Annotated in this window: 21 protein-coding genes; 14 read left to right on the top strand and 7 right to left on the bottom strand. The window is 62.9% G+C overall.

Going from position 1 to position 24,559, the window contains the following annotated elements; genetic code table 11:
- Positions 1-65 precede the first annotated feature (65 nt).
- The 3 genes from GKN89_RS16815 (at position 66) to GKN89_RS16805 (ending at position 3,829) form a co-directional block, all read left to right on the top strand.
- Positions 66-1,979, top strand: a complete 1,914-nt coding sequence (locus tag GKN89_RS16815; RefSeq protein WP_019455520.1) for a PTS mannitol transporter subunit IICBA — start codon at positions 66-68, stop codon at positions 1,977-1,979.
- A 58-nt stretch (positions 1,980-2,037) separates the two neighbouring features.
- Positions 2,038-3,183: a mannitol-1-phosphate 5-dehydrogenase gene (locus GKN89_RS16810; protein ID WP_154747402.1), complete on the top strand. Its 1,146-nt coding sequence runs from the start codon at positions 2,038-2,040 to the stop codon at positions 3,181-3,183.
- Positions 3,184-3,277: 94 nt separating this feature from the next.
- The gene (locus GKN89_RS16805) at positions 3,278-3,829 is read left to right on the top strand and encodes an MltR family transcriptional regulator (protein WP_016929575.1); all 552 of its coding nucleotides are present in this window, start codon (positions 3,278-3,280) and stop codon (positions 3,827-3,829) included.
- Here GKN89_RS16805 and GKN89_RS16800 read toward each other — a convergent pair.
- Positions 3,826-4,434, bottom strand: coding sequence for a LysE family translocator (locus tag GKN89_RS16800; protein WP_004933983.1), 609 nt, complete (start codon positions 4,432-4,434; stop codon positions 3,826-3,828). The genes GKN89_RS16805 and GKN89_RS16800 overlap by 4 nt on opposite strands.
- 142 nt (positions 4,435-4,576) lie before the next feature.
- Here GKN89_RS16800 and GKN89_RS16795 point away from each other — a divergent pair, with 142 nt between their 5' ends.
- Together GKN89_RS16795 and GKN89_RS16790 are read left to right on the top strand one after the other, a co-directional pair.
- Complete coding sequence (locus tag GKN89_RS16795) at positions 4,577-6,043, top strand: PLP-dependent aminotransferase family protein (protein WP_019455522.1); 1,467 nt, start codon at positions 4,577-4,579, stop codon at positions 6,041-6,043.
- Between the two features lie 73 nt (positions 6,044-6,116).
- Positions 6,117-6,479: a YibL family ribosome-associated protein gene (locus tag GKN89_RS16790; protein ID WP_063918266.1), complete on the top strand. Its 363-nt coding sequence runs from the start codon at positions 6,117-6,119 to the stop codon at positions 6,477-6,479.
- A 10-nt stretch (positions 6,480-6,489) separates the two neighbouring features.
- Here GKN89_RS16790 and GKN89_RS16785 read toward each other — a convergent pair whose 3' ends face one another.
- The 4 genes from GKN89_RS16785 to sodA all read right to left on the bottom strand — a co-directional run bounded on the left by GKN89_RS16785 (position 6,490) and on the right by sodA (position 10,817).
- Entirely contained in the window at positions 6,490-7,269 is a 780-nt protein-coding gene (locus tag GKN89_RS16785) for a class I SAM-dependent methyltransferase (RefSeq protein ID WP_019455524.1), read from the bottom strand.
- A gap of 103 nt (positions 7,270-7,372) precedes the next feature.
- Positions 7,373-8,044 carry a 6-hydroxyaminopurine reductase gene (yiiM, locus tag GKN89_RS16780; RefSeq protein ID WP_033631409.1) on the bottom strand — a complete coding sequence of 224 codons (672 nt, stop codon included), beginning with the start codon at positions 8,042-8,044 and terminating at the stop codon, positions 7,373-7,375.
- Positions 8,045-8,142: 98 nt separating this feature from the next.
- On the bottom strand, positions 8,143-10,071 hold the full coding sequence (locus tag GKN89_RS16775) for a methyl-accepting chemotaxis protein (RefSeq protein WP_154747401.1): 1,929 nt from the start codon (positions 10,069-10,071) through the stop codon (positions 8,143-8,145).
- A gap of 125 nt (positions 10,072-10,196) precedes the next feature.
- Positions 10,197-10,817 (bottom strand): superoxide dismutase [Mn], encoded by a 621-nt coding sequence (sodA, locus tag GKN89_RS16770; RefSeq protein WP_004934003.1) that lies wholly within the window; start codon positions 10,815-10,817, stop codon positions 10,197-10,199.
- Positions 10,818-11,244: 427 nt separating this feature from the next.
- On the opposite strand from sodA, the gene fdnG reads away from it, so the two are divergent.
- The 8 genes from fdnG to selB all read left to right on the top strand — a co-directional run bounded on the left by fdnG (position 11,245) and on the right by selB (position 21,497).
- Positions 11,245-14,292 (top strand): formate dehydrogenase-N subunit alpha, encoded by a 3,048-nt coding sequence (gene fdnG, locus GKN89_RS16765; RefSeq protein WP_154618190.1) that lies wholly within the window; start codon positions 11,245-11,247, stop codon positions 14,290-14,292.
- Between the two features lie 12 nt (positions 14,293-14,304).
- Positions 14,305-15,207: a formate dehydrogenase subunit beta gene (gene fdxH / locus GKN89_RS16760; RefSeq protein ID WP_004934014.1), complete on the top strand. Its 903-nt coding sequence runs from the start codon at positions 14,305-14,307 to the stop codon at positions 15,205-15,207.
- Positions 15,204-15,839 carry a formate dehydrogenase cytochrome b556 subunit gene (fdoI, locus tag GKN89_RS16755; protein ID WP_004934017.1) on the top strand — a complete coding sequence of 212 codons (636 nt, stop codon included), beginning with the start codon at positions 15,204-15,206 and terminating at the stop codon, positions 15,837-15,839. The genes fdxH and fdoI overlap by 4 nt, the downstream gene beginning before the upstream one ends.
- The gene (gene fdhE, locus GKN89_RS16750; RefSeq protein WP_154747400.1) at positions 15,839-16,768 is read left to right on the top strand and encodes a formate dehydrogenase accessory protein FdhE; all 930 of its coding nucleotides are present in this window, start codon (positions 15,839-15,841) and stop codon (positions 16,766-16,768) included. Before fdoI ends, fdhE begins: the two co-directional genes overlap by 1 nt.
- A gap of 114 nt (positions 16,769-16,882) precedes the next feature.
- The gene (locus tag GKN89_RS16745) at positions 16,883-17,533 is read left to right on the top strand and encodes a DcrB-related protein (RefSeq protein WP_019455529.1); all 651 of its coding nucleotides are present in this window, start codon (positions 16,883-16,885) and stop codon (positions 17,531-17,533) included.
- 40 nt (positions 17,534-17,573) lie between these two features.
- Positions 17,574-18,179, top strand: coding sequence for a glutathione S-transferase (locus GKN89_RS16740; RefSeq protein ID WP_154747399.1), 606 nt, complete (start codon positions 17,574-17,576; stop codon positions 18,177-18,179).
- Between the two features lie 70 nt (positions 18,180-18,249).
- Positions 18,250-19,644 carry an L-seryl-tRNA(Sec) selenium transferase gene (gene selA / locus GKN89_RS16735; protein WP_063918264.1) on the top strand — a complete coding sequence of 465 codons (1,395 nt, stop codon included), beginning with the start codon at positions 18,250-18,252 and terminating at the stop codon, positions 19,642-19,644.
- On the top strand, positions 19,641-21,497 hold the full coding sequence (gene selB / locus GKN89_RS16730; RefSeq protein ID WP_154747398.1) for a selenocysteine-specific translation elongation factor: 1,857 nt from the start codon (positions 19,641-19,643) through the stop codon (positions 21,495-21,497). Before selA ends, selB begins: the two co-directional genes overlap by 4 nt.
- Here the strand turns inward: selB and GKN89_RS16725 are convergent.
- Positions 21,487-22,398 (bottom strand): LysR family transcriptional regulator, encoded by a 912-nt coding sequence (locus tag GKN89_RS16725; RefSeq protein WP_154747397.1) that lies wholly within the window; start codon positions 22,396-22,398, stop codon positions 21,487-21,489. The genes selB and GKN89_RS16725 overlap by 11 nt on opposite strands.
- Before the next feature lie 121 nt (positions 22,399-22,519).
- Here GKN89_RS16725 and GKN89_RS16720 point away from each other — a divergent pair, with 121 nt between their 5' ends.
- A complete protein-coding gene (locus GKN89_RS16720; RefSeq protein WP_154747396.1) occupies positions 22,520-23,152 on the top strand; it encodes a LysE family translocator in 633 nt (210 codons plus the stop codon).
- Between the two features lie 52 nt (positions 23,153-23,204).
- Here the strand turns inward: GKN89_RS16720 and GKN89_RS16715 are convergent, their stop codons facing one another.
- Positions 23,205-24,452 (bottom strand): MFS transporter, encoded by a 1,248-nt coding sequence (locus GKN89_RS16715; protein WP_004934040.1) that lies wholly within the window; start codon positions 24,450-24,452, stop codon positions 23,205-23,207.
- Positions 24,453-24,559: the final 107 nt, after the last annotated feature.

The raw sequence follows: 24,559 nt of genomic DNA, 5'->3' as shown, positions 1-24,559 counted from the left end.
GGCTGGATCGTCACAACAATAATCACGCGCTCTATTGTCAGCGCGTAACAATAGGGGTGTGTTTTATGTTTTCACCAGACATCAAGGTTAAAGTGCAAAACTTTGGCCGCTTCCTGAGCAACATGGTGATGCCCAACATCGGCGCCTTTATCGCCTGGGGGATTATCACCGCACTGTTCATTCCAACCGGCTGGCTGCCGAATGAAACCTTAGCCAAGCTGGTCGGCCCGATGATCACCTACCTGCTGCCGTTGCTGATCGGCTACACCGGCGGGCGACTGGTAGGCGGCGATCGCGGCGGCGTAGTCGGCGCCATCACCACCATGGGCGTCATCGTCGGCGCCGACATGCCGATGTTCCTCGGCGCGATGATCGCCGGCCCGCTGGGCGGCTGGGCTATCAAGCACTTCGACCGCTGGGTGGACGGCAAGATCAAAAGCGGCTTTGAAATGCTGGTGAACAACTTTTCCGCCGGCATCATCGGCATGCTGCTGGCGATCCTGGCCTTCCTGGGCATCGGGCCGCTGGTGGAGGTGCTCTCCAAACTGCTGGCGGCGGGCGTACACGTGATGGTGACGAACAACCTGCTGCCGTTGGCGTCCATCTTCGTTGAACCGGCGAAAATCCTGTTCCTGAACAACGCCATCAACCACGGCATCTTCTCGCCGCTGGGCATTCAGCAGGCCACGGAAGCCGGCAAGTCGGTGTTCTTCCTGATTGAAGCCAACCCAGGCCCGGGCATGGGCGTGCTGATGGCCTACATGTTCTTCGGCCGCGGCAGCGCCAAGCAATCCGCCGGCGGTGCAGCGATCATTCACTTCCTGGGCGGCATCCACGAAATCTACTTCCCGTACGTGCTGATGAACCCACGTCTGCTGCTGGCGGTGATCCTGGGCGGCATGACCGGCGTCTTTACCCTGACGATGCTGAACGGTGGCCTGGTGTCTCCGGCTTCCCCTGGGTCGATTCTGGCGGTGCTGGCGATGACCCCGAAAGGCGCCTATTTCGCCAACATTGCAGCGGTGTTCGCAGCCTTTGCCGTCTCCTTCGTGGTGTCCGCTTTCCTGCTGAAAACCTCCAAGGTGAAAGAGGATGACGATCTGGAAGCCGCGACCCGTCGCGTGCAAGAGATGAAATCGCAGTCCAAGGGCGGCGCGGCCGCGCCGTCGGCGGTCGATGGCGATCTGAGCACCGTGCGCAAAATCATCGTCGCCTGCGATGCGGGCATGGGCTCCAGCGCCATGGGCGCCGGGGTGCTGCGCAAGAAAGTGGCCGACGCCGGGCTGAAGAACATCTCGGTGACCAACAGCGCCATCAACAGTCTGCCGGACGATGTGGACCTGGTGATCACCCACCGCGATCTGACAGAACGCGCGATGCGCCATGCGCCGCAGGCCCAGCACATTTCACTGACCAACTTCCTCGACAGCAAGCTGTATGGCGATCTGGTCGAGCGTTTGCTGGCGGTGAATACCGCTGCCGCAGCGGCCCCGCAGAGCGGCGCGCACGCGGCTGCAGAGGCCGGCGAACAGGGGCTGTTCAAGCTAAGCGAGAGCAACGTGTTCCTCAACCTGCAGGCCAGCGACAAAGAGCAGGCGATCCGTTTCGCCGGCGAGCAGCTGGTGAAGGGCGGCTACGTTGAGCCGGAATACGTGCCGGCGATGCTGGAGCGCGAAAAGCTCACGTCCACCTACCTGGGCGAGTCGATCGCCGTGCCGCACGGCACCATCGAGGCTAAAGACCGGGTGCTGCGTACCGGCGTGGTGTTCTGCCAATACCCGCAGGGCGTGCGCTTCGGCGATGAAGAGGACGAAGTGGCGCGCCTGGTGATCGGCATTGCCGCGCGCAACAACGAACATATCCAGGTGATCACCAGCCTGACCAACGCGCTGGATGACGAGAGCGTGATCGAGCGGCTGGCGAATACCACCAGCGTCCAGGAAGTGCTGGACCTGCTCGGCGGCAAAAAAGCCGGATAACAGAATCATTTTAAAGGGTGCAGCTTGCTGCACCCTTCGACATTAAGAAGGTAGAGTTATGAAAGCATTACATTTTGGCGCAGGGAACATCGGCCGCGGTTTTATCGGCAAGCTGCTGGCGGACGCGGGCGTTGAGCTGACCTTCGCCGACGTCAATCAAACGGTGCTGGATCTGCTGAACAGCCGTAAAAGCTACCAGGTGCACGTGGTGGGCGAGCAAGAGCACGTAGAGAGCGTCAACAACGTCAGCGCCGTCAACAGCGGCAGCGAAGCCGCGGTAGCGCTGATCGCCGAGGCGGATCTGGTGACCACCGCCGTGGGCCCGCAAATTCTCGCCAAAATCGCCGGCACGATCGCCAAAGGGTTGGTGTTGCGCCATCAGCAGGGCAATGCGCAGCCGCTGAACATCATCGCCTGTGAGAACATGGTGCGCGGCACCAGCCAGCTGAAGCAGCACGTGTTTGCCGCGCTGCCGCAGGACGAGCAAGCATGGGTTGAGCAGCACGTCGGCTTCGTCGATTCGGCGGTCGACCGCATCGTGCCGCCGGCGGACAGCAGCGATCCGCTGGAAGTCACAGTGGAAACCTTCAGCGAATGGATCGTCGACCAGACGCAGTTTAAAGGCCAGCCTCCGGCGATCGCTGGCATGGAGCTGACCGATAACCTGATGGCTTTCGTCGAGCGTAAGCTGTTCACCCTCAACACCGGTCACGCCATCACCGCCTATCTCGGCCAGCTGGCTGGGTTGCAAACCATTCGCGACGCCATTCTTGACCCGGCGATCCGCCGCGTGGTGAAAGGGGCGATGGAAGAGAGCGGCGCGGTGCTGATCAAGCGCTATGGCTTTGACGCCGATAAGCACGCCGCCTACATCAATAAAATCCTCGGCCGCTTTGAAAACCCGTATCTGCATGACGACGTCGAGCGCGTAGGGCGCCAGCCGCTGCGCAAACTGAGCGCTGGCGATCGCCTGATCAAGCCGTTGCTGGGCACGCTGGAATATGGCCTGCCGCACGCCAACCTGATCCAGGGCATCGCCGCCGCCATGAGTTACCGCAGCGAACAGGATCCGCAGGCGCTGGAATTGGCGGAACTGCTGAGCACCCTGGGGCCGAAAGCCGCGCTGGCGCAAATTTCCGGCTTGCCGGCGGAAAGCGAGGTTGTAGAACAGGCCGTTGCTGTGTATAACGCCATGCACAAGTAGATCCGTGATGATGAACACCCGAGCGCAGCTTGCTGCGCTCCTGCAACCCGAGTTCGGCATCGACGGCCCTCCCCACGCCTTTCGAAAAGCGACGATGGAAGAAGCACAGGCATTTGAAAACCAGGTTCTGGAAAAGCTGAACGCGGGCAAAACGGTGCGCAGCTTCCTGATCGCGGCGGTAGAGCTGCTGGCGGAAGCGCTCAACGTGCTGGTGGTGCAGGTATTTCGCAAGGACGACTACGCGGTGAAATATGCCGTCGAACCGCTATTGTCCGGCAGCGGCCCGTTGGGGGAGCTGTCGGTGCGCCTGAAGCTGATGTACGGGCTGGGGGTGATTTCCCGCCACGAATATGAAGACGCCGAGCTGCTGATGGCGATGCGGGAAGAGCTGAACCATGACGGTTCGGAATACCGCTTCGTTGACGACGAAATCCTCGGACCGTTCGGCGAGCTGCACTGCGTGGCTGCGCTGCCGCCGGTGCCGACCTTCCTGCAGCCGGGTGAGGCGGATGAAGCGCTGATCGCCATGCAGCGCCAGCGCTATCAGCAGATGGTGCGCTCCACCATGGTGCTGTCCATTACCGATCTGATCGCCGGTATCGGCGCCAAACAACCCTCCCGGCTTTCTCCTCTCGGCCGCGGCTAAGCAAAGGCCGCGCGCCACTCGTCGAACAGCAACCACAGCGCGGTGGCGGCCATCAGGCCTGACATCGCGCCGTTGAACACCCGCAGTTTCCAGGTGACCCGCAGCGCGTTGCGCAACCGATCGCCCAGCACCGCCCACAGCAGCACGCAAGGCAAGTTCAGCAGCGCGAAACCGGCGATGACCGACAGCGTATGGACAAAGGTGGCGCCTTCGCGCGGGGTGAACAGGATCGCCACGTTGATCACCATCAGCCAGGCCTTGGGATTGACCGCCTGAAACAGCGCGCCGTTGAGCAGGCTCATCGGCTGCGCCTGCTCTTTGGCGTCCGGCGAGGCGGCCTGGAACAGTTTCCACGACAGCCACAGCAGGTAGGCGCAGCCGATCACCGCCAGCGGGAAGCGGATGACGCCGGCCCAGCTCAACGCCAGCGCCAGCAGCGGGATAATGATCGCCAGCTGCACCGCGCAGCCGACGCAGATGCCGAACAGCATCGGCAGGGTGCGGCGCAGGCCGAAGTTGACGCCCGACGAGGCCAGCAGCAGGTTGTTGGGGCCGGGGGTGATCGACATGACGGTGACGTAGCTGACAAAGGCGGAGTCCAGCATGGCAGGTTCCTTGAAAATGACGGTGATAACGAGAGGATCAGCATAATCGCTGCGATGGGATGGTGACAGAATCACAAATCGTATATTGTCATGGTTACAGTTGTACGAAATGTAAACTGTACCCATTGCCTGGAGAGAAACTGTGACCCTGCTCGATGAGACCCCGGATACCCGTTACCTGCAGCTGGCGGATACGCTGGCTGAGGCCATTCGCCGCGGCACGCTGCTGCCCGGTGACCGCTTGCCCTCGGTGCGGCGCTGTGCGCAAACCCATCGCGTCAGCATCAATACCGTGGTGTCGGCTTACCGCACGCTGGAGGATCGCGGGCTGATTGAAGCACGGCCACAGTCGGGGTTTTATGTGCGCAGCACGCTGCCGGCGCTGAAGATGGCCTCGGCGCCCAGTGGCCGTATCGAACCGCCGGCGGACGACGTGCTGGCGCTGATCGATACGGTGTTCGCCGCCCAGCAAAACCCGGCCTTCACCAACATTGCGCTGGCCTGCCCGCAGACCAGCGATTTCTATCCCGGCGGCAAGCTGGGGCGCATGCTGTCCTCTCAGCTGCGCCGCCAGCCGGATCTGATCGGGCAGTACCCGTTGCCGCCCGGCAGCCTGCGGCTGCGCCAGCAGATCGCCCGCCGCTCGATGACGCTGGGTATGCTGCTGGAGCCGGGCGACGTGGTGCTGACCCACGGCTGCATGGAAGCGCTGCAGCTGGCGCTGCGCGTCACCACCCAACCGGGCGACTGCGTCGGGCTGGAGTCGCCGACCTACTTTTATCTGCTGCCGCTGCTGGCCAGCCTGGGGCTGAAAGCGCTGGAAATCCCCACCGACCCACAGCTGGGGCTGTCGCTGGATGCGCTGGAACTGCTATTGAACGAGAAGCGGCTGAATGCGGTGATCGCCATGCCGACGGTGCAAAACCCGCTGGGTTGCACCATGCCGCTGGCGGCGAAAAAGCGGCTAGCGCGGCTGATGAACGATCATCAGGTGCCGTTGATTGAAGACGGGCTGTATGCCGAGATCCAGTTCGGTGGCGCGCTGTCACCGGCGGTGAAGGCGTTCGATCGCGACGGCTGGGTGCTGTTTTGCTCCAGCTTCACCAAAACGCTGGCGCCGGATTTTCGCGTCGGCTGGATCTGCGGCGGCCGTTTCCATGAGGCGTTGCGCAAGCTGAAGGCGGTGTCATCGATGTCCGAGTCGCAGCTACTGTCGGAAACGCTGGCGACCTTCCTGGAGAGCGGCGGCTACGATCACCATTTGCGCAACCTGCGTAAGCGCTACGCCGCTCAGGTGGACGAGGCGCGGGCGCTGATCGCCCGGCATTTCCCGCGCGGCACGCTGGCCACGCAGCCGGCGGGCGGCTTCGTGTTTTGGGTCGAGTTCCCTCCTAACGTGGACAGCGTGGCGCTGTTCCATCAACTGCTGGAGGAGCAGATCTGTTTGACGCCGGGCACCCTGTATTCCCCCAGCGGGCGCTACCGCAACGCGCTACGGCTCTCCTGCTGCTACCCGTTCAACGCGCGTTACACCCAGGCGCTGGCCCGGCTGGGCGCCAAAGCCTGCGAGATGAGCGGCCTGCTGCCCGGTATTGCGCAGGACGGGTAACGGCGCGCGCCTTTTGCTACAATGCCGGTATTGTTGATTAGCGTGCCCTTTTGGGCACAATGGGCCAGAGACCATGAAAGAGAAAGAAAAGGCAGAGATCAAGCGCCTGAGCGACCTGCTGGACGCCTTGAACCACAAAGACGCCACCGTGATCCAACAGGGCAATCCTGAGTTGATCGCGCAGCACACCAAAGAAAAAGAGAAGCTGGCGGCGGAGATCGAGCGCCTGAAAAACGTGCGCGGCGAGAAGCTGAGCGCCGAAGCGCAGAAGTTGAGCAAGCTGCCGTTCAGCCGTGAAATCACCAAGAAAGAGCAGGCCGATATGGGCGCGCTGAAGAAAAGCGCGCGTGGGCTGATCGTGGTGCACCCGATGACCGCACTGGGCCGTGAGATGGGCCTGAAAGCGGTCACCGGTTACGCCAAGAAAGCGTTCTGAACCCCGGGCGTCAGACCTTGGTGGTGAAATACGCCTTGGTCTGATAGGGCACGGTTATCGTGTCCTGGCCCTGCAGCTCCTCTTCTTCCGCCACCAGTTGGCGCAATTGATCGATAACCTGCTCCTGTTGCGGCTGCGGCAGCGCGGCGATAAAGCTGGTTGAACGCACGCGGTTGTAGATCACGTCCTCCACTGCGCCCCGGTGGCCCAGCATAAACACCTGCTCCTGCAGAGGTTCAAAGCCTTTGAACGGGAAGAACTTGCGCCATTCACCGGTATAGAAACGCGGCGCATCGCCTTCGTGGCGATCGACGATCTGATTCAGTTTACGCACCCAACCGACGCGCGCATCGCGCATGTTCCACACCAGACCGAGTTTGCCGCCGGGCTTGAGAATGCGCTGGATTTCCGCCAGCGCCTGCGGCGTGGCGAACCAGTGGAAGGATTGGGCGCACACCACGGCATCGACCGACTCGTCCGGCAGCGGGATCGCCTCGGCGGTGCCCGCCAGCGTTTTCACCTGCGGCAGTGCCGCCGACAATTTTTCCAGCATTTGCGGCACCGGTTCGACGGCGATCACCTGCGCGCCGGTTTCCAGCAGGCGCGGGGTGAACTTGCCGGTGCCGGCACCGAGATCGATAACCGTCATGCCGGCGTGCAAACCGATGACGTCACGCAGCCAGACGGCGATTTCCGGCGGGTAATCCGGCCGGCCTTTCACATAGCGATCGGCATTGGCCTGATAGCCTTCGGCGGCGGCGTGATGAATCGAATGGGTCGGGGTGGTCATATACCTGGCTCCTGGCTGAAAAAACGTGCGGCTACAGTATAGGCGGAAGAAAATGTTTAGCGCGGCATCCGGCGCACGTTTTTCATCTTTTCCGCCCGCGTGTTCAACGGCCGAGCAGGCGGCGATTGAAGTCCTCGAGGCGCCCTTCGGCGAGCCGCGTGAGCATGGTCTTGCTCCAGCTGGCGGAGAGGCCGGCCACCGCCAACAGGCGGCGGTACTGTTCCGCGTCGAAAGGCATATGCCAGGCGATGGCGATAGCTTCGGCGACCGTCACGTCGCTGCTGCGCGCCGCCAGCTCCAGCGGACGGTCGCCGCTGACCGCGCCCGGCGACACCACCCGATACAGCCAGCCGCAGCGGCCGCTTTGCTGCATCAGCACCGAAATATCCTCGATCGCGAAGTGATAGTTGAGTTTGAAGCACGGCGAGCGCGGCTGAGTGACCTGGATCAGCGCCTCACCCCAGCGGAAGATGTCGCCCATAAAGACGTTGTGCTCGGTCAGCCCTTCGGTGGAGAGATTCTCGCCGAAGGCCGGGGCGCAAAACTGCTCCGCCTGCGCCGGAAACTGCTCGCGCCAATGGAGGTAATGCTCGCGCGGGTAGTGGCACAGCGCGCGGTCCGGCCCGCCGTGATAGCTTTTCTCCGCCTGTTCGTCACCCTCCAGGCCGAGCGGCGTGAGCCGGATGGCGCCATCCACCTGGCGCTTGGCGATGGCGCTGGGGCGCCCGCCCTCATAGGGTTGAATGCTGCCGATGTAAACGTCTGGGTGATGCATGTGTGCCTCCGTGTCTCGCGTCGAGGGCTCAGCATAGCCTGAGTTGCGCCGGGGGGACATAACAACCCGCCCGAAATAATCAGGCGGGCGGCGGGGCGTCAGAAGGTGGTCCAGTTCTCTTCCGCTGCGGCGTTGGCGGCCGCGGGTTTGACGGTCGGCGCTTTCGGCGCGGCGGCTTTGGCGGCGACGGGCTCGGTCTGTTCCGCCAAGCGGAACACCGAAACGCTCTGCAGCAGCATCTCCGCCTGCTCTTCCAGCGAATCGGCGGCGGCGGCGGACTCTTCTACCAACGCGGCGTTCTGCTGGGTGGTGTGGTCCATTTCTACGATCGCCTGGCCAATCTGGGCGATGCCGCGCGTCTGTTCATCGGAGGCGGCGGCGATCTCGGCCATGATGTCGCGCACGTGGGTAACCGAGCGGACGATCTGCTCCATGGTGTTGCCGGTGCTTTCTACCAGTTCGGTGCCGGTTTTCACCCGGCTGACCGATTCGGCGATCAACCCTTCGATCTCTTTGGCTGCCTGGGCGCTGCGGCTCGCCAGGCTGCGCACTTCGCTGGCGACCACCGAGAAGCCGCGGCCCTGTTCGCCGGCGCGTGCCGCTTCGACAGCGGCGTTGAGCGCCAGGATGTTGGTCTGGAAGGCAATGCCGTTGATCAGGGTGGTAATTTCGGCGATACGTTGCGAACTGCTGGAGATATCACGCATGGTGCTGACCACGTTTTCCACCAGCTTGCCGCCCTGCTGCGCGGTCTGCGAAGCGTCGGTGGCCAGCTGATTGGCGTGATGGGCGTTGTCGGCGTTCTGTTTCACCGTGGCGGTCAGCTGTTCCATGCTGGCGGCGGTTTCCTCGACCGCTGCCGCCTGCTGTTCGGTACGGGAAGAGAGATCGGTGTTGCCGGCGGCGATTTCCGCCGAGGCGGTGGAAACCTGGCTGACGCCCATCTGGATCTTTTCAATCATGGTGCGCAGATTTTGGCTCATCGCCGCCACCGCGTTCAGCAGCTGCCCCAGCTCATCGCGGCGGGTGCTGGTCTGCGCCTGACGCAGGTCGCCGCTGGCGATGCGTTCCGCCATCGCCAGCGTGCTGTGCAGCGGACGGGTGATCTGCAGCGTGATGCGCCAGGCGATAAGGACCCCGGCGATGATGGCGATCAGGGTGGTGATGCCCATCTGCAGCTGCGCCAGATTGATGTTGTTGCGCGTTTGCACCAGCTCGTCCTGCATAAAGGCGTTCACCAGCGTGCCGATCGCCTGCGCGCGTTCGCCGAGCTGCCGGCTGATCTGCTGCTCGTGCTCATAGGCCGGCAGGTAGGCCGCAATGCGGTTTTTGTAATCGTCCAAAGCGGCCAGCAGCGGCTGCAGCTGCGGGCGCTGCGCGTCGCTGACCCGGCGGCTCAGGGCGTTGGCCGCGTCACGCGCGTCGTCAATGGCCGCCATCAGCGGCGCCTCGGTTTCCTTGTTCAGGCTCAGCAGCAGGCCGCGCGCGCCGTAGCGCACCTGGGTCAGCTTTTGGTTCAGCTGGATAAAGGCCAACTGCAGATCGCCGTTAGTCAGCTGACGTTCCACCTGGCTCAGGCTGGCCTGCACTTCCGACATGTTCCAGCTCTGGCGCACCGCATCTTTGGCCGCCACAGCCTGCTCAAAGACTTTTTGCTGCTGCTGGTATTCCCCGATCAGCGTCACCAGACGCTGCAGATCCTTGCGGCTTTGGGCGTCCCAGTCCAGCGCCTGCCCCTGGTCTATCAGTTTGACGGCGTTGTCGATATTGGCGCGATTGTTCTGAATATATTCCGGCTGGTAGGTCTGGCCATACATGGCGCGGTTGTATTTGGCCTGATTGATCTCCTCGTTCAGCCGGTTGCTGAAGTCGATGCGATCGGCGCGGGATTCGATGATGTGCAGGTATTGCGCTCCGGTGCCGGCGATGACGACCGCCAACAGCAGCAACAGCGCGAAGCCGAGACCGAGCTTTTTACCTACGGTGAGATGAGTGAACTTTCCTGCCAATGCTTGCAATGCCGCCATAGCGTTTTTCCTTCTCCGGGCGAACGTCAATTGAACAAACCATCGGCAAGAAGTGGTCAAACTTTAGCGGATTTCAGGCAAAAAAATACCCGCCGGCGGCGGGCATCTTCATCAGCGGGGGCGAATTACTTCTTCGCAGCGAAGCGTGCGGCCGCTTCGTCCCAGTTAACCACGTTCCAGAACGCCTTGATGTAGTCAGGGCGTTTGTTCTGATATTTCAGGTAGTAAGCGTGTTCCCACACGTCCAGACCGATGATTGGGAAACCGGAAGCGCCGGCGACGGCTTCGCCCATCAGCGGGCTGTCCTGGTTGGCGGTAGACACCACGGCCAGTTTGCCGTCTTTCAGCACCAGCCAGGCCCAACCGGAACCGAAGCGGGTGGCTGCGGCTTTCTCGAACTCTTCCTGGAATTTCTCAACGCTGCCGAAATCGCGCTCGATGGCCGCTTTCAGATCGCCGCCCAGCGTGGTGCCGGTTTTCAGGTTTTTCCAGAAGAAGCTGTGGTTGGCGTGGCCGCCGGCGTTGTTGCGCATGAAGGTGCGTTTGTCGGCAGGCACTTTATCCAGATCCTGGATCAGCTCTTCAACGCTGTATTTGGCCAGCTCAGGGTAGGCTTCCAGCACGGTGTTGGCGTTGTTGACATAGGTCTGGTGGTGTTTGGTGTGATGGATTTCCATCGTCTGCTTGTCGAAATGCGGTTCCAGTGCGTCGTAAGCGTACGGCAGGGATGGCAGTGAATAACTCATAATCATCATCTCCAGTGGTGTATGGGCGGCGCAAAGGGCGAGCACCGCGTAAGCAGTCGGATCATTATAGTTAATTAAATGATATTGAAAATGATTATCAATGCCCTGTGAAGTGTGTGGTTAATGAACAAATCGCTGCGTTAACAGACTGATAGAAAAGAGGCCTTGAGCGCCACCTGATGCCCTCGCGCCGACATGTTGGTTACTCTCTATACTGTAGAGAGCGCCGGGCCTGTACAGACGCCGAAATGTATCGAAATGTGCCAATGCGTTCACTGAATGAGCACGAGTGTGTAACAACCACAAGCACGCTGTGGTAATATCGCCGCGTCGCGTATCAGCATAACAACAGTGACATTAGCGCTCTGCCGTTTTGGCGAAGAGCGCCATTTGAACAATGTGACAATCGAGTGTAAAGGAGACCCCCATGCAGGTCAGCAGAAGGCAGTTCTTTAAGATCTGCGCTGGCGGTATGGCAGGAACGACGGTGGCCGCGCTGGGCTTTGCCCCTGAAGTGGCGTTGGCGGAAACCCGGCAGTACAAACTGCTGCGCGCCCGCGAGACCCGTAATACCTGTACGTATTGTTCCGTCGGCTGTGGGCTGTTGATGTACAGCCTTGGTGATGGCGCCAAAAACGCCAAAGAAAGCATTTTCCATATCGAAGGGGATCCGGATCATCCGGTAAACCGCGGCGCGCTTTGCCCGAAAGGTGCCGGCCTGGTTGACTTCATCCACAGCGAAAGCCGCCTCAAGTACCCGGAATATCGGGCGCCAGGGTCGGACAAATGGCAGCGCATCAGCTGGGACGACGCCTTTACCCGCATCGCCAAGCTGGTGAAAGAAGACCGTGACGCCAACTTCATCAAAACCAACGATCAGGGCGTTACCGTCAACCGTTGGCTGACCACCGGCATGCTGTGCGCCTCGGCCGCCAGCAACGAAACCGGTTTTCTGTCGCAAAAATTTAGTCGCGCTCTCGGCATGCTTGCCGTAGACAACCAGGCGCGTGTCTGACACGGACCAACGGTAGCAAGTCTTGCTCCAACATTTGGTCGCGGTGCGATGACCAACCACTGGGTTGATATCAAGAACGCGAATTTGATTATCGTCATGGGCGGTAATGCGGCGGAAGCGCATCCGGTGGGGTTCCGCTGGGCGATGGAAGCCAAAATACACAACAATGCCAAGCTGATCGTAATCGATCCGCGCTTTACCCGAACCGCATCGGTGGCGGACTTCTACACGCCGATCCGCTCCGGGACCGACATCGCTTTCCTGTCGGGCGTGTTGCTGTATCTGATGACCAACAACAAATTTAACCGCGAGTACGTCGAGGCCTATACCAACGCCAGCCTGCTGGTGCGGGAAGACTTTGCCTTCGAAGACGGCTTGTTCAGCGGCTATGACGCGGAAAACCGCAAGTACGACAAAACCACCTGGAACTATCAGTTCGACGAGAACGGCTTCGCCAAGCGCGACGTTACGCTGCAGGATCCGCGCTGCGTGTGGAACATGCTGAAGCAGCACGTGAGCCGCTACACCCCTGACGTGGTGACCAACATCTGCGGCACGCCGAAGGACGATTTCCTCAAGGTGTGCGAATACATCGCCGAAACCTGCGTGGCGGATAAAACCGCGTCGTTCTTGTATGCCCTGGGCTGGACTCAGCACTCGGTCGGCGCGCAGAACATCCGCACCATGGCGATGATCCAGCTGCTGCTCGGCAACATGGGCATGGCGGGCGGCGGCGTCAACGCGCTGCGCGGCCACTCCAACATCCAGGGTCTGACCGATCTCGGCCTGCTGTCGCAGAGCCTGCCGGGCTACATGACGCTGCCGTCGGAGAAACAGACCGATCTCGAGACCTACCTGAAGGCCAACACGCCGAAGGCGCTGCTGCCGGGCCAGGTGAACTACTGGGGCAACTACCCGAAATTCTTCGTCAGCATGATGAAGACCTTCTACGGCGACAAGGCGCAGAAGGACAACAGCTGGGGCTTTGACTGGTTGCCGAAGTGGGACAAAGGCTACGACGTGCTGCAGTACTTCGAGATGATGGCGCAGGGCAAGGTCAACGGCTACTTCTGCCAGGGCTTTAACCCGGTGGCGTCGTTCCCGAACAAAAACAAGGTGGTGGCTTCACTGTCCAAGCTGAAGTTCCTGGTGACCATCGATCCGTTGAACACCGAGACCTCCAACTTCTGGCAGAACCACGGCGAGTTCAACGAAGTGGATCCGTCGCAGATCCAGACCGAAGTGTTCCGCCTGCCGTCCACCTGCTTCGCCGAAGAGAACGGCTCGATAGTCAACTCCGGCCGCTGGCTGCAGTGGCACTGGAAAGGCGCGGACGCCCCGGGCGAAGCGCTGAACGACGGCGAGATCCTGGCGGGCATCTTCAGCCGCCTGCGCGAGATGTATGCGCGCGACGGCGGTGCGGTGCCGGAGCAGGTGCTGAACATGCGCTGGGACTACCTGACGCCGGACAACCCGGCGCCGGAAGAGGTGGCGCAGGAGAACAACGGCAAGGCGCTGGCGGATCTGCTGGATGCCGACGGCAAAGTGCTGGTGAAAAAAGGCGAGCTGCTCAGCTCGTTCGCGCAGCTGCGCGACGACGGCACCACCGCCAGCGGCTGCTGGATCTTCGCCGGCAGCTGGACGCCGGCCGGCAACCAGATGGCGCGGCGCGACAACGCCGATCCGTCCGGCCTCGGCAATACGCTGGGCTGGGCCTGGGCATGGCCGCTCAACCGTCGCATCCTGTACAACCGCGCCTCGGCGGACCCACAGGGGAAACCTTGGGATCCGAAACGCCAGCTGCTGGAGTGGGACGGCGCCAAGTGGGTCGGGGCCGATATCCCGGACTACAGCACCGCTGCACCGGGCAGCGACGTCGGGCCGTTCATCATGCAGCCGGAAGGCATGGGCCGCCTGTTCGCCACCGACAAGATGGCGGAAGGGCCGTTCCCTGAGCACTACGAGCCGTTCGAAACGCCGCTCGGCACCAACCCGCTGCACCCGAACGTGGTGTCCAACCCGGCGGCGCGCGTGTTCAAGGACGATCTGGCGGCGATGGGCAAATCCGACAAGTTCCCGTACGTCGGCACCACCTATCGTCTGACCGAGCACTTCCACTACTGGACCAAGCACGCGCGGCTGAATGCCATCGCGCAGCCGGAGCAGTTCGTGGAGATCGGCGAGAAGCTGGCGGAGAAGAAAGGCATCAAGCAGGGCGATACCGTGAAAGTCAGCTCCAACCGTGGCTATATCAAGGCCAAGGCGGTGGTGACCAAGCGCATTCGCACGCTGCAGGTGCACGGCCAGGAAGTCGACACCATCGGCATCCCGATCCACTGGGGTTACGAAGGGGTGGCGAAGAAAGGCTTTATCGCCAACACGCTGACGCCGTTCGTCGGCGACGCCAATACGCAAACGCCGGAGTTCAAGGCGTTCCTGGTCAACGTGGAAAAGGTGTAACGGAGACGAATTATGGCCATGCAATCTCAAGACATCATTCGTAAATCCGCCACCAATGGCTTCACGCCGGCGCCGCGCGCCCGTGACCACCAGGAAGAAGTGGCCAAACTGATCGATGTCACCACCTGTATCGGCTGCAAGGCCTGTCAGGTGGCCTGTTCCGAATGGAACGACATCCGCGACGAAGTGGGGCACAACGTCGGGGTGTACGATAACCCCGCCGATCTGACCGCCAAGTCGTGGACGGTGATGCGCTTCTCCGAGGTGGAGGAAAACGGCAAGCTGGAATGGCTGATCCGCAAGGACGGCTGCATGCACTGCGCCGATCCGGGCTGCCTGAAGGCCTGCCCGTCGGAAGGCGCGATCATTCAGTACGCCAACGGCATCGTCGACTTCCAGTCCGAGCACTGCATCGGCTGCGGCTACTGCATCGCCGGCTGCCCGTTTGACGTACCGCGCATGAACAAGGACGACAACCGGGTGTACAAGTGCACCCTGTGCGTTGACCGCGTGGACGTTGGCCAGGAACCGGCCTGCGTGAAAACCTGCCCGACCGGCGCGATTCACTTCGGCACCAAGGAAGCGATGAAGCAGGTGGCGGCGGATCGCGTCAGCGAGCTGAACACCCGCGGCTACCAGAACGCCGGTCTGTACGATCCGGCGGGGGTGGGCGGCACGCACGTGATGTATGTGCTGCACCACGCCGACAAACCGCAGCTGTACCACGGTTTGCCGGACAACCCGAGCATCAGCCCGGCGGTGACCTTCTGGAAGGGCGTGTGGAAACCCCTGGCGGCCATCGGCTTTGCCGCCACCTTCGCGGCGAGCGTGTTCCACTATGTCGGCGTCGGGCCTAACCGCGTCGAAGATGAGGACGAGCACGACGAGTCGCATGACGAGGAGACGCGCAAATGAGAAAGGAAAAGCCCATTCAGCGTTACAGCGCACCGGAGCGCATCAACCACTGGATCGTGGCGTTCTGCTTCGTGTTCGCCGCCATCAGCGGGCTGGGGTTCTTCTTCCCCTCCTTCAACTGGTTGATGAACATCTTCGGGACGCCGCAGCTGGCGCGCATTCTGCACCCGTTTGTCGGGGTGATCATGTTTGCCGCGTTCCTGCTGATGTTCCTGCGCTACTGGAAGCATAACCTGATCAACCGGGAAGATATCGTCTGGGCCAAGAACATCCACAAAATCGCCATGAACGAGGAAGTGGGTGATACCGGGCGCTATAATTTCGGCCAGAAGTGCGTGTTCTGGGCGGCGATTATCAGCCTGGTGCTGCTGCTGGCCAGCGGCGTGGTGATCTGGCGGCCGTATTTTGCGCCGTCGTTCTCCATCCCGCTGATCCGCATCGCGCTGCTGGTGCATTCGCTGGCCGCGGTCGGCCTTATCATCGTGATTATGGTGCACATTTACGCCGCATTGTGGGTAAAAGGCACCATTACCGCGATGGTGGAAGGCTGGGTGCCGGCGGCCTGGGCCAAGAAACATCATCCGCGCTGGTACCGTGAGGTCCGCGAGAAACGACAGGAAGACAAACCCTGATGAGTATCCGCATCGTTCCTAAAGAGCAGTTAGGGGCACAGCGTGAGAAGTCCACAACGGCGGAGAACATCCCGCCGTTACTTTTCGCCAACCTGAAAAGCCTCTACAGCCGCCGCGCCGAACGCCTGCGTCAGCTGGCGGTCGACAACCCGCTGGGCGACTACCTGAACTTCGCTGCCGAACTGGCGCAGGCGCAGCAGCATGCGCTGCACGACAATCCGCTGGAGCTCGATCTGAGCGAAGCGTTGGCGCAGGGTGCCGCCAGCGGCAAACCGCCGCTCGATCTGAGCGCGTTTCCGCGCAGCGAGCACTGGCGCAAGCTGCTGACGTCGCTGATCGCCGAGCTGCGCCCACAGGCGCCGGAGCACATTCTGGCGGTGCTGGACAACCTGGAGAAGGCCTCGGCGCACGAGCTGGAGCTGATGGCCGACGCCTTGCTCAACCGCGAGTTCGGCAAGGTGGGCAGCGAGAAGGCGCCGTTCCTTTGGGCCGCGCTGTCGCTCTATTGGGCGCAGATGGCCAGCCTGATCCCCGGCAAGGCGCGCGCCGAATACGGCGAGCAGCGCCAGTTCTGCCCGGTGTGCGGCAGCATCCCGGTCTCCAGCATGGTGCACATCGGCACCGTCAACGGCCTGCGCTACCTGCACTGCAACCTGTGCGAAAGCGAATGGCACGTGGTGCGGGTGAAGTGCAGCAACTGCGAGCAGACCCGCGATCTCAACTATTGGTCGCTGGACAGCGAGCAGGCGGCGGTGAAGGCGGAAAGCTGCGGCGACTGCGGCACTTACCTGAAGATCCTCTATCAGGAAAAAGACCCGCAGGTCGAAGCGGTGGCCGACGATCTGGCTTCACTGGTGCTGGACGCCCGTATGGAAGAAGAAGGCTTCGGCCGCAGCAGCATCAATCCGTTCCTGTTCCCGGCGGAGTAACCGCCCGGCCCCGTTCGCGCGGGGCCGAATGAGCAATTTCAGAACGGGCTTCTGGCATTCGCCCGGGCGAGTTGCTACGTTTAGGCCATGACGCGCCAAGCGAAAGGAACCACGATGTTAAACACCCTGGCAAAACTGACTGCGGTCGCCGTACTGGCGTTCGGACTGGCGGCCTGCGACAACAAGGACGACACCAAACCGGCGGTGCCGCCACCCGATACCAAGCCGACCGTGACGCAGCCCGCGCCACCGCCGCCGCCTGCGCCGGTAGAGACGCCACCTGCGCCGCCGGGGCTGAACGTGTCGCTGCAGAAGGGCAAAATCACCTTCGAACTGCCGCCGGGCTTCAGCGATCAGACGCTGAACAGCGGCATCATCAACGACAGCACCTCCACCATCCAGCGTTTCCTCGACGGCAAGTCGCGCCAGAGTGCGGTCTCGTCCGAAGTGATCCCGCCGGATGACATGAAGCTCAACACCAGCGACAAAATGCTGAAAGAGCTGGCGCAGAGCGCCATCACGGTGTTGGCCGAGCGTTATCAGAACATCCAGACCACCAAAGAAGAGAACTTCACCGTCGGCAAACAGAAGTTTCGTCGGGTAGATACCGAGCAGACCGTCAACGGGCAAAAAGTGGTTTCCACGCTGGTGTTGACGGTGTTCAACAAGCGGGTGGTAACGCTGCAAATGCTGTCGCCGGCCAAAACGCCGGAGGTGCATCAGGCGCTGGTGCAGCGGATTATCGATACTCTGACGGTGAAGTAAGGGCGCCGCGCCGCGGCCAGGACGAAGCGGAGGAGAACGGATGAAACTTATCGGCAGTTACACCAGCCCCTTTGTGCGCAAGATTTCCGTGCTGCTGCTGGAGAAGGGGATCGCGTTCGAATTCGTCAACGATCCGCCGTATGAGCCCGGCAGCCGGGTGAAGGAATGGAACCCGCTCGCCAAGGTGCCGGTGCTGATCGCCGATGACGGCGAGGTGTTTTATGACTCGCCGATCGTGGCCGAATACCTTGAGCTGCTGGCGGTGGAACCGGCGTTTTTGCCGGTCGAGCGCGCCGCTGCGCTGCGCGTTCGTCAGGTGGCGGCGTTGGCGGACGGCGTGACCGAAGCGGCGGCGACGCTGTTTCGCGAAAGCCGGCGCGCGCCGGAAAAACAGGACGAAAGCTGGATGCTGCGCCAGCGCGACAAGCTGACGCACGGCCTGGACGCGCTGGAAACGCTGGCGCGGGAAAAAGCGTGGCTCAATACTGAGCGGCTGACGCTGGCGGATATCGCCGTCGGCTGCGCGCTGGGCTACCTCAATTTCCGCCGCATCCTGCCCAACTGGTGCGTCGAGCGCCCGGCGCTGGTCAAGCTGGCTGAACGCCTGTTCGCCCGCGAAAGCTTCGCCCGCACTGCGCCGCCCTGAGCTTTCTTTTCTCCCCCGCTGCGGCGGGGTTTTGCTATGCCGATACGTCTAAACTGAAAACCGAGCGACCATGAGCACTGAATCCCACCTTCTTTACAGCCAACTGCCCGCCATCGACCGCCTGCTGCGTGAACCCGCGATTGAACCGCTGGTGGCGCAGCATGGCCAGACGCTGATCGGCGAACTGCTGCGCCGGCTGCAGACCCAGGCGCGCGACGCGATCAAACAACAGCAACGCTTACCGGCCTGGTGCGACGACTGGCCGCAGGCGCTGCGGGCCGAGCTGGCCCGGCAGCAACGCCCGGCTTTGTTGCCGGTGTTCAACCTCAGCGGCACCGTGCTGCACACCAACCTCGGGCGCGCCCTGCTGGCGCAGCCGGTGAAGGATGCGGTGAGTGCGGTGATGGGGGAGGCGGTGACGCTGGAGTACGATCTGGACGGCGCCGGGCGCGGCCATCGCGATCGGGCGGTTGCGAGTCTGCTGTGCCAGCTGACCGGCGCGGAAGACGCCTGCATCGTCAATAACAACGCGGCGGCGGTGCTGCTGATGCTGGCGGCGGTCGCCCCCGGCAAAGAGGTGGTGGTGTCGCGCGGCGAGCTGGTGGAGATCGGCGGCGCGTTCCGCATTCCTGACGTGATGCGCCAGGCAGGTTGCCAATTGGTGGAGGTCGGCACCACCAACCGTACCCATCTGAAAGATTACCAGCACGCCATCAACGAGCAGACCGGCCTGTTGATGAAGGTGCACACCAGCAACTACAGCATTCAGGGCTTTACCGCAGCGGTCGACGAGGTCGAGCTGGCGCAGCTCGGGGCCGAACGGGGCGTGCCGACCGCCACCGATCTGGGCAGCGGCTCGCTGATCGATATGGCGCAGTACGGTCTGCCTGCCGAACCGATGCCGCAGCGGCTGTTGGCCGCCGGCGTCGATCTGGTGACGTTCTCCGGCGATAAGCTGCTGGGCGGCCCGCAGGCCGGGATCATCGTCGGCAAAAAGGCGCTGATCGCTCGCCTGCAGCAGCATCCGCTCAAGCGCGCGCTGCGCGTCGGCAAGCTGACGCTGGCGGCTCTGGAGGCCACGCTGCGGCTCTATCTGCAGCCGGAAAAACTGGCTGAGCAGCTGCCGACGCTGCGGCTGCTGACCCGCCCGCAGCAGGAGATGCAACAGGCGGCCGAGCGGTTGCTGGCGGCGCTGACGCCGCAGTTCACCACTGATTTCGACCTGCGCGCCGAACCGTGCTGGTCGCAGATCGGCAGCGGTTCGCTGCCGGTGGATCGGCTGCCCAGCTATGCCCTGACCTTCACGCCGCGCGACGGCCGCGGCGCCACGCTGGAAGCGCTGGCCGAACGCTGGCGCCGCCTGCCGCAGCCGGTGATCGGCCGCCTCGGCGACGGCAGGCTGTGGCTGGATCTGCGCTGCCTGGAACAGGAAGGGGCGCTGATCGCAGCGCTGAGCGCATCATGATCATCGCCACTGCCGGCCATGTCGATCATGGCAAAACCACCTTGCTGCAGGCGATCTCCGGGATCAACGCGGATCGCCTGCCGGAAGAAAAGCGCCGTGGCATGACCATCGATCTGGGCTACGCCTATTGGCCGCAGCCGGACGGCCGGGTGCTGGGGTTTATCGACGTGCCCGGCCACGAGAAATTCCTCGCCAATATGCTGGCGGGCGTCGGTGGCATCGACCATGCGTTGCTGGTGGTGGCCTGCGACGATGGCGTGATGGCGCAGACCCGCGAGCATCTGGCGATCCTGCGCCTGAGCGGGCACCCGGCGTTGACGGTGGCGCTGACCAAGGCCGACCGGGTGGACGCGGCGCGTGTCGATGAAGTGCGTAGCCAGGTGCGCGACGAGCTGGCGCGCCAAGGGTGGCCCGATGCGCCGCTGTTCGTGACCGCGGCGGCGGCGGGCGAGGGCATCGAGGCGCTGCGCACGCATTTGCTGGCGTTGTCGCCCGCTGAACATGCGCTGACGCGCCGTTTTCGCCTGGCGGTAGACCGTGCGTTCAGCGTCAAAGGGGCGGGGCTGGTGGTGACCGGCACCGCGCTCGGCGGCCGGGTGAAGGTGGGGGATACGCTGTGGCTGACCGGTGCTGACGCGCCGGTGCGGGTGCGTGGCCTGCATGCCCAGAATCAGACCGTGGAGCAGGCGCAGGCCGGGCAGCGCATTGCGCTTAACATCAGCGGCGATGTCGACAAAGAGCGGATCGCGCGCGGCGATTGGCTGCTGGCGCAGCGTCCGCCCGAAGCGGCGGAACGCATTCTGGTGGCGTTGGAGACGGATCGGCCGATCCGCCATTGGCAGCCGCTGCATCTGCACCATGCCGCCAGCCACATCACCGGGCGCATTTCGTTGCTGAACGACGAGCTGGCGGAACTGATCCTCGATCGCCCGCTGTGGTTGGCGCAGAACGATCGGCTGGTGCTGCGCGATATCGGCGCGCGGCAAACGCTGGGCGCGGCCCGGGTGCTCAGGCTGAATGCGCCCAAGCGCGGCAAACGTCAGCCGGACTATCTGGCACGGCTGCAGGCCTTGGCGCAGGCGCAAGACGATGCGCAGGCGCTGGCGCTTGAGTTGCCGCACGGCGCGCTGTCGCTGGCGGCGTTCGCCTGGGCGCGGCAATTGACGGACGATGGTCTGAACGATCTGCTGGCGAACGGCGATCTGCTGATCGTCGGTGACCGGGCGCTGGCGCAAGATCAGGTGCAACAGGCGGAAAGCCGCCTGCTGCAGGTGCTGACGGAATATCACCAACAGCACGCCGATCAGCTGGGCTTAGGGCGCGCCCGCCTGCGGCGCATGGCGCTGCCGCAGCAGCCTGAAGCGCTGGTGTTTATGATGATCGATCGGCTGCTGAAGGCCGGTGCGCTGCGCAATACGCGCGGCTGGCTGCACCTGCCGGAGCACGGCCTGGCGTTCAGCGCCGAAGAGGCGCCGCTGTGGGCGCGTATCGAACCGCTGTTCGGCGACGAATCCTGGTGGGTGCGCGATCTGGCGCTCGAATTGGGCGAGGAGGAGAGCCGGGTGCGAACGCTGCTGCGCAAGGCGGCCCAACTGGGCCATGTGACGGCGGTGGTGGTGGATCGCTATTACCTCAGCCGACGCATCGAGCAGTTTGCGGCGCTGATCCGCGCGCTGGATGCGGAGCGGGGTGGCGCCAACGCCGCCGACTTCCGCGATCGGCTTGGCGTCGGGCGCAAGCTGGCGATCCAGGTGCTGGAGTTCTTCGATCGCAGCGGCTTTACCCGCCGCAAGGGCAACGAGCATCTGCTGCGCGACGGCGGGCTGTTCGGTAGCGAGTCCCCTACCCGATAAATCTGACGGCGGCCCGGCTCACGTCGGGCGTCTGGGCGGCGAGAAACGCCTGTAAGCGTTCGATCAGCGGCCGCTTCGCCGACTCCGCCGGCCAAACCAGATAATAACCGTCGCCGGTGCGCACGGCGGTGTCACAAGGCAGCGCCAATAACCCCTCCTCAATGGTCCGCAGGCTCAGCGCCAGATCGCCGATCGAGATGCCGTGCCCGGCGATGGCCGCCGCATTGCCCTGTTCCAGCGAGTCGAATACCTGGCCGCGCGCGAGATCGATCGGGGCTGCTATGCCGCTTTTCTGCAGCCAGCGCCGCCAGTCGCGCCGATCGGGCGACGGATGGATCAGCGGGCAGGTGGCGAGGTTGCGCTGCCCGTCGGCGAGCAGCGCAGGGGCGCAAATCGGGATCAGCCATTCGTCGAACAGCTTTACGGCGGCGGTGTTGGCGCCGAAATAGCCGTTGCCGAGCAGGATGGCGCAGTCGTAGGGTTCGCTGAAAAAATCCACGCTGTCGATGTCCATCCAGACGCTGGCTGCCTGCACCTCGAACGCCTGCGCCGTTTGCCGGAACCGGCTCAGGCAGTCCAGTAGCCAGCGCATGGTCAGGGTGGAAGGCGCCTTCAGCCGCAGAAGATCGCGGTGGCTCTTGAACAGCTCGCAGGCTTGTTCGATGCGCCCAAACCCTTGCTGCAGCTCGGCGGCGAAGATTTTTCCCTGTGGCGTGACCTCGATGCGCGGGCCATTGCGCTGGAACAGGCGACAGCCGAAGTGTTGCTCCAGCGTTTTGATGTGCTTGCTGACGGCGCTGGGGGTGAGGTGCAGCTCGGTGGCGGCCTGCGTGAACGAGCCGGTGCGGGCAGCGCTTTCGAAGGCGCGCAGGGCATAAAGCGGCGGAAGGGAACTGGCCATCGCGGCGTCTCTCAAGATGAGTATGGCTCACAGTAAACGACAGGATTACTCCTTTTTCAAGGCGGGGGCGGCGGGATGATAATGGCGCGAAGCCAACCGCCTGAATGTGAGTGAAATAAAGATGAACCTGTCGTTGCTGGCGGCGTATTTCGCCGCCATTTTCCTGCTGATCGCCACCCCGGGGCCGGTGGTGATGATGGTGGCCAACACCGCGGCGCGCTTTGGCGCCCGGCGCGCGCTGCTGACCGCGCTCGGCAGCAACTGGGCCTCCTTGCTGCTGATCGGCATCGCGGCGCTGATCATCACCGGGCTGTTCGCCGTGGATATGCGCATGCTGCAGTGGATAAGCCTGTTGGGCTGTCTGTTCATCGCCCGCATGGCGATTGTCTCACTCTATGAGGATTTATCTTCATTTAGCGAGGCACCGAGCGCGCCGCGCCCAGCGGGGCCGCACAAGCGCTCGGCGATCGTGAACGGCTTTCTGGTGGGCATCGCCAACCCGAAAGATATCATCTTCTTCGTCGCCTTTTTTCCGCAGTTCATCGCCGTCACCCCCTCGGTCGGCGCCAGCCTGACGCTGCTGACCACGCTGTGGGTGCTGGCGGACTTCACCATCTTGCTGGCCTATATCATTCTGCTGTCGGGCTCGGTGCTGCAGCGCGCGCGCCGGACGATTTCCATTCTGTCGGCAGTGCTGCTGTTGGTGGTGGCGGTGGTGGGAACGGGGTATGCGCTGTGGGGGCTGCTCGGCTGAAGCCGCATAAAAAACGCCGGTCGGAAAACCGGACCGGCGTTTATCGTCATGTTTAAGCCGCGCCGTTCGGCTGCGGCGTGGGGTCGCCGTTGCGGCGTTTGCCGAGGAACAGCGCCACCAGCGTCAGCCAGCACAGGCCGCTGATGAGGTTGAACAGGTTGAACAGCCCGCTGCCGCCCCAGACGTAGGCGACCTTGGCCAGCTCGATGCCGACGGTGAACACCATCATGCTCAGCATGCCCATGGTGGCGGACACCGTGCCTTTGCTGACGTTGCTGGAGAACAGCGTCAGGCGGTACAGCCCGGCGTTGGCGAGGCCAATGCCGAAGGCGTACAGGCTCAGGCCGGCGGTCATCCACAGGTAGGCGTGGCTGGAGAACTGGGTCGCCAGCGCGGCGATCAGCAGCCCCAGCAGCATCGGGCCCGCGCCCAGCTTGATCAGGCGCTCCACGCTGTTCTTGCCGGTCAGGCGCGCCAGCGTCAGGTTGCCGAGGATCAGCGCGCCGAACACCGGGATCTGCAGCAGGCCGTAGTCCAACGTCGACAGCGACTCGCCGCTGATCAGGATCACCGGCGATTGGGCGATCCAGGCCAGCAGCGGCAGGCTGGCGAAACCGATCGCCAGGGCGCCGCACAGGAAGCGGCGATTGCCCAACACCTGGCGGTAGTCGCGCCATAGGTTGGCGGCGGAAAACGCCTCGCCCTGCAGCGTGGCGGTTTCCGGCATGGCTTTCCACAGGCCATAGAAGGCGATGGCCGCCAGCGCCGCAAACAGCACGAACATGCTCTGCCACGGCGCGACGTGGATCAGCGCCGCGCCGGCCAGTGGCCCCAGCAGCGGGGCGATCAGCGCCACGTTAGCCATCAGGGCGGTGATTTTGATGCACACCGCCTCCTCGAACGACTCCTGGATCGTGGCGTAGCCGACCGCGCCGATAAAGCACAGGCCGATGCCCTGCAGGAAACGCATGGCGATAAACTGCTCGATGGTGGTGACCAGCAGGATCGCCAGGCAGGAGACGATAAAGAACGCCACCCCGGCCAGCATCACCGGGCGACGGCCGCGGCGATCCGACAGCGGCCCGAGCAGCCACTGCAGGAAGATGCCGCCGGCCAGATAGGCGGTCATCGAGGTGGGCACCCACTCTTCGCCGGCGTTGAAATCTGCCACGACGGCCAGCATGCCCGGCTGAATCATATCGTTGCCGATATAGGTGGCGAACTCGAACAGCACCAGACAAAGAGGGAATAAAAGCGCCTGCCGGCCCAAACGTGCCGCAGGTGGTAATGTTGTTTTCATATTATTGTACTGATAGTAAAAGAGAAAAAGGAACTGCCAGGGCGGGAAGCGCAAACTGAGCGAGTTATGGCGGCTATTTTGCCGCCAATTGTTCACCTTCGCAATCA

Source organism: Serratia sp. YC16, from assembly GCF_009707615.1.
In the GTDB taxonomy this organism is placed as follows: domain Bacteria; phylum Pseudomonadota; class Gammaproteobacteria; order Enterobacterales; family Enterobacteriaceae; genus Serratia; species Serratia surfactantfaciens.
Note: the sequence above shows the minus strand (reverse complement) of the source record. Positions and strands in the feature narration are given on the sequence as shown.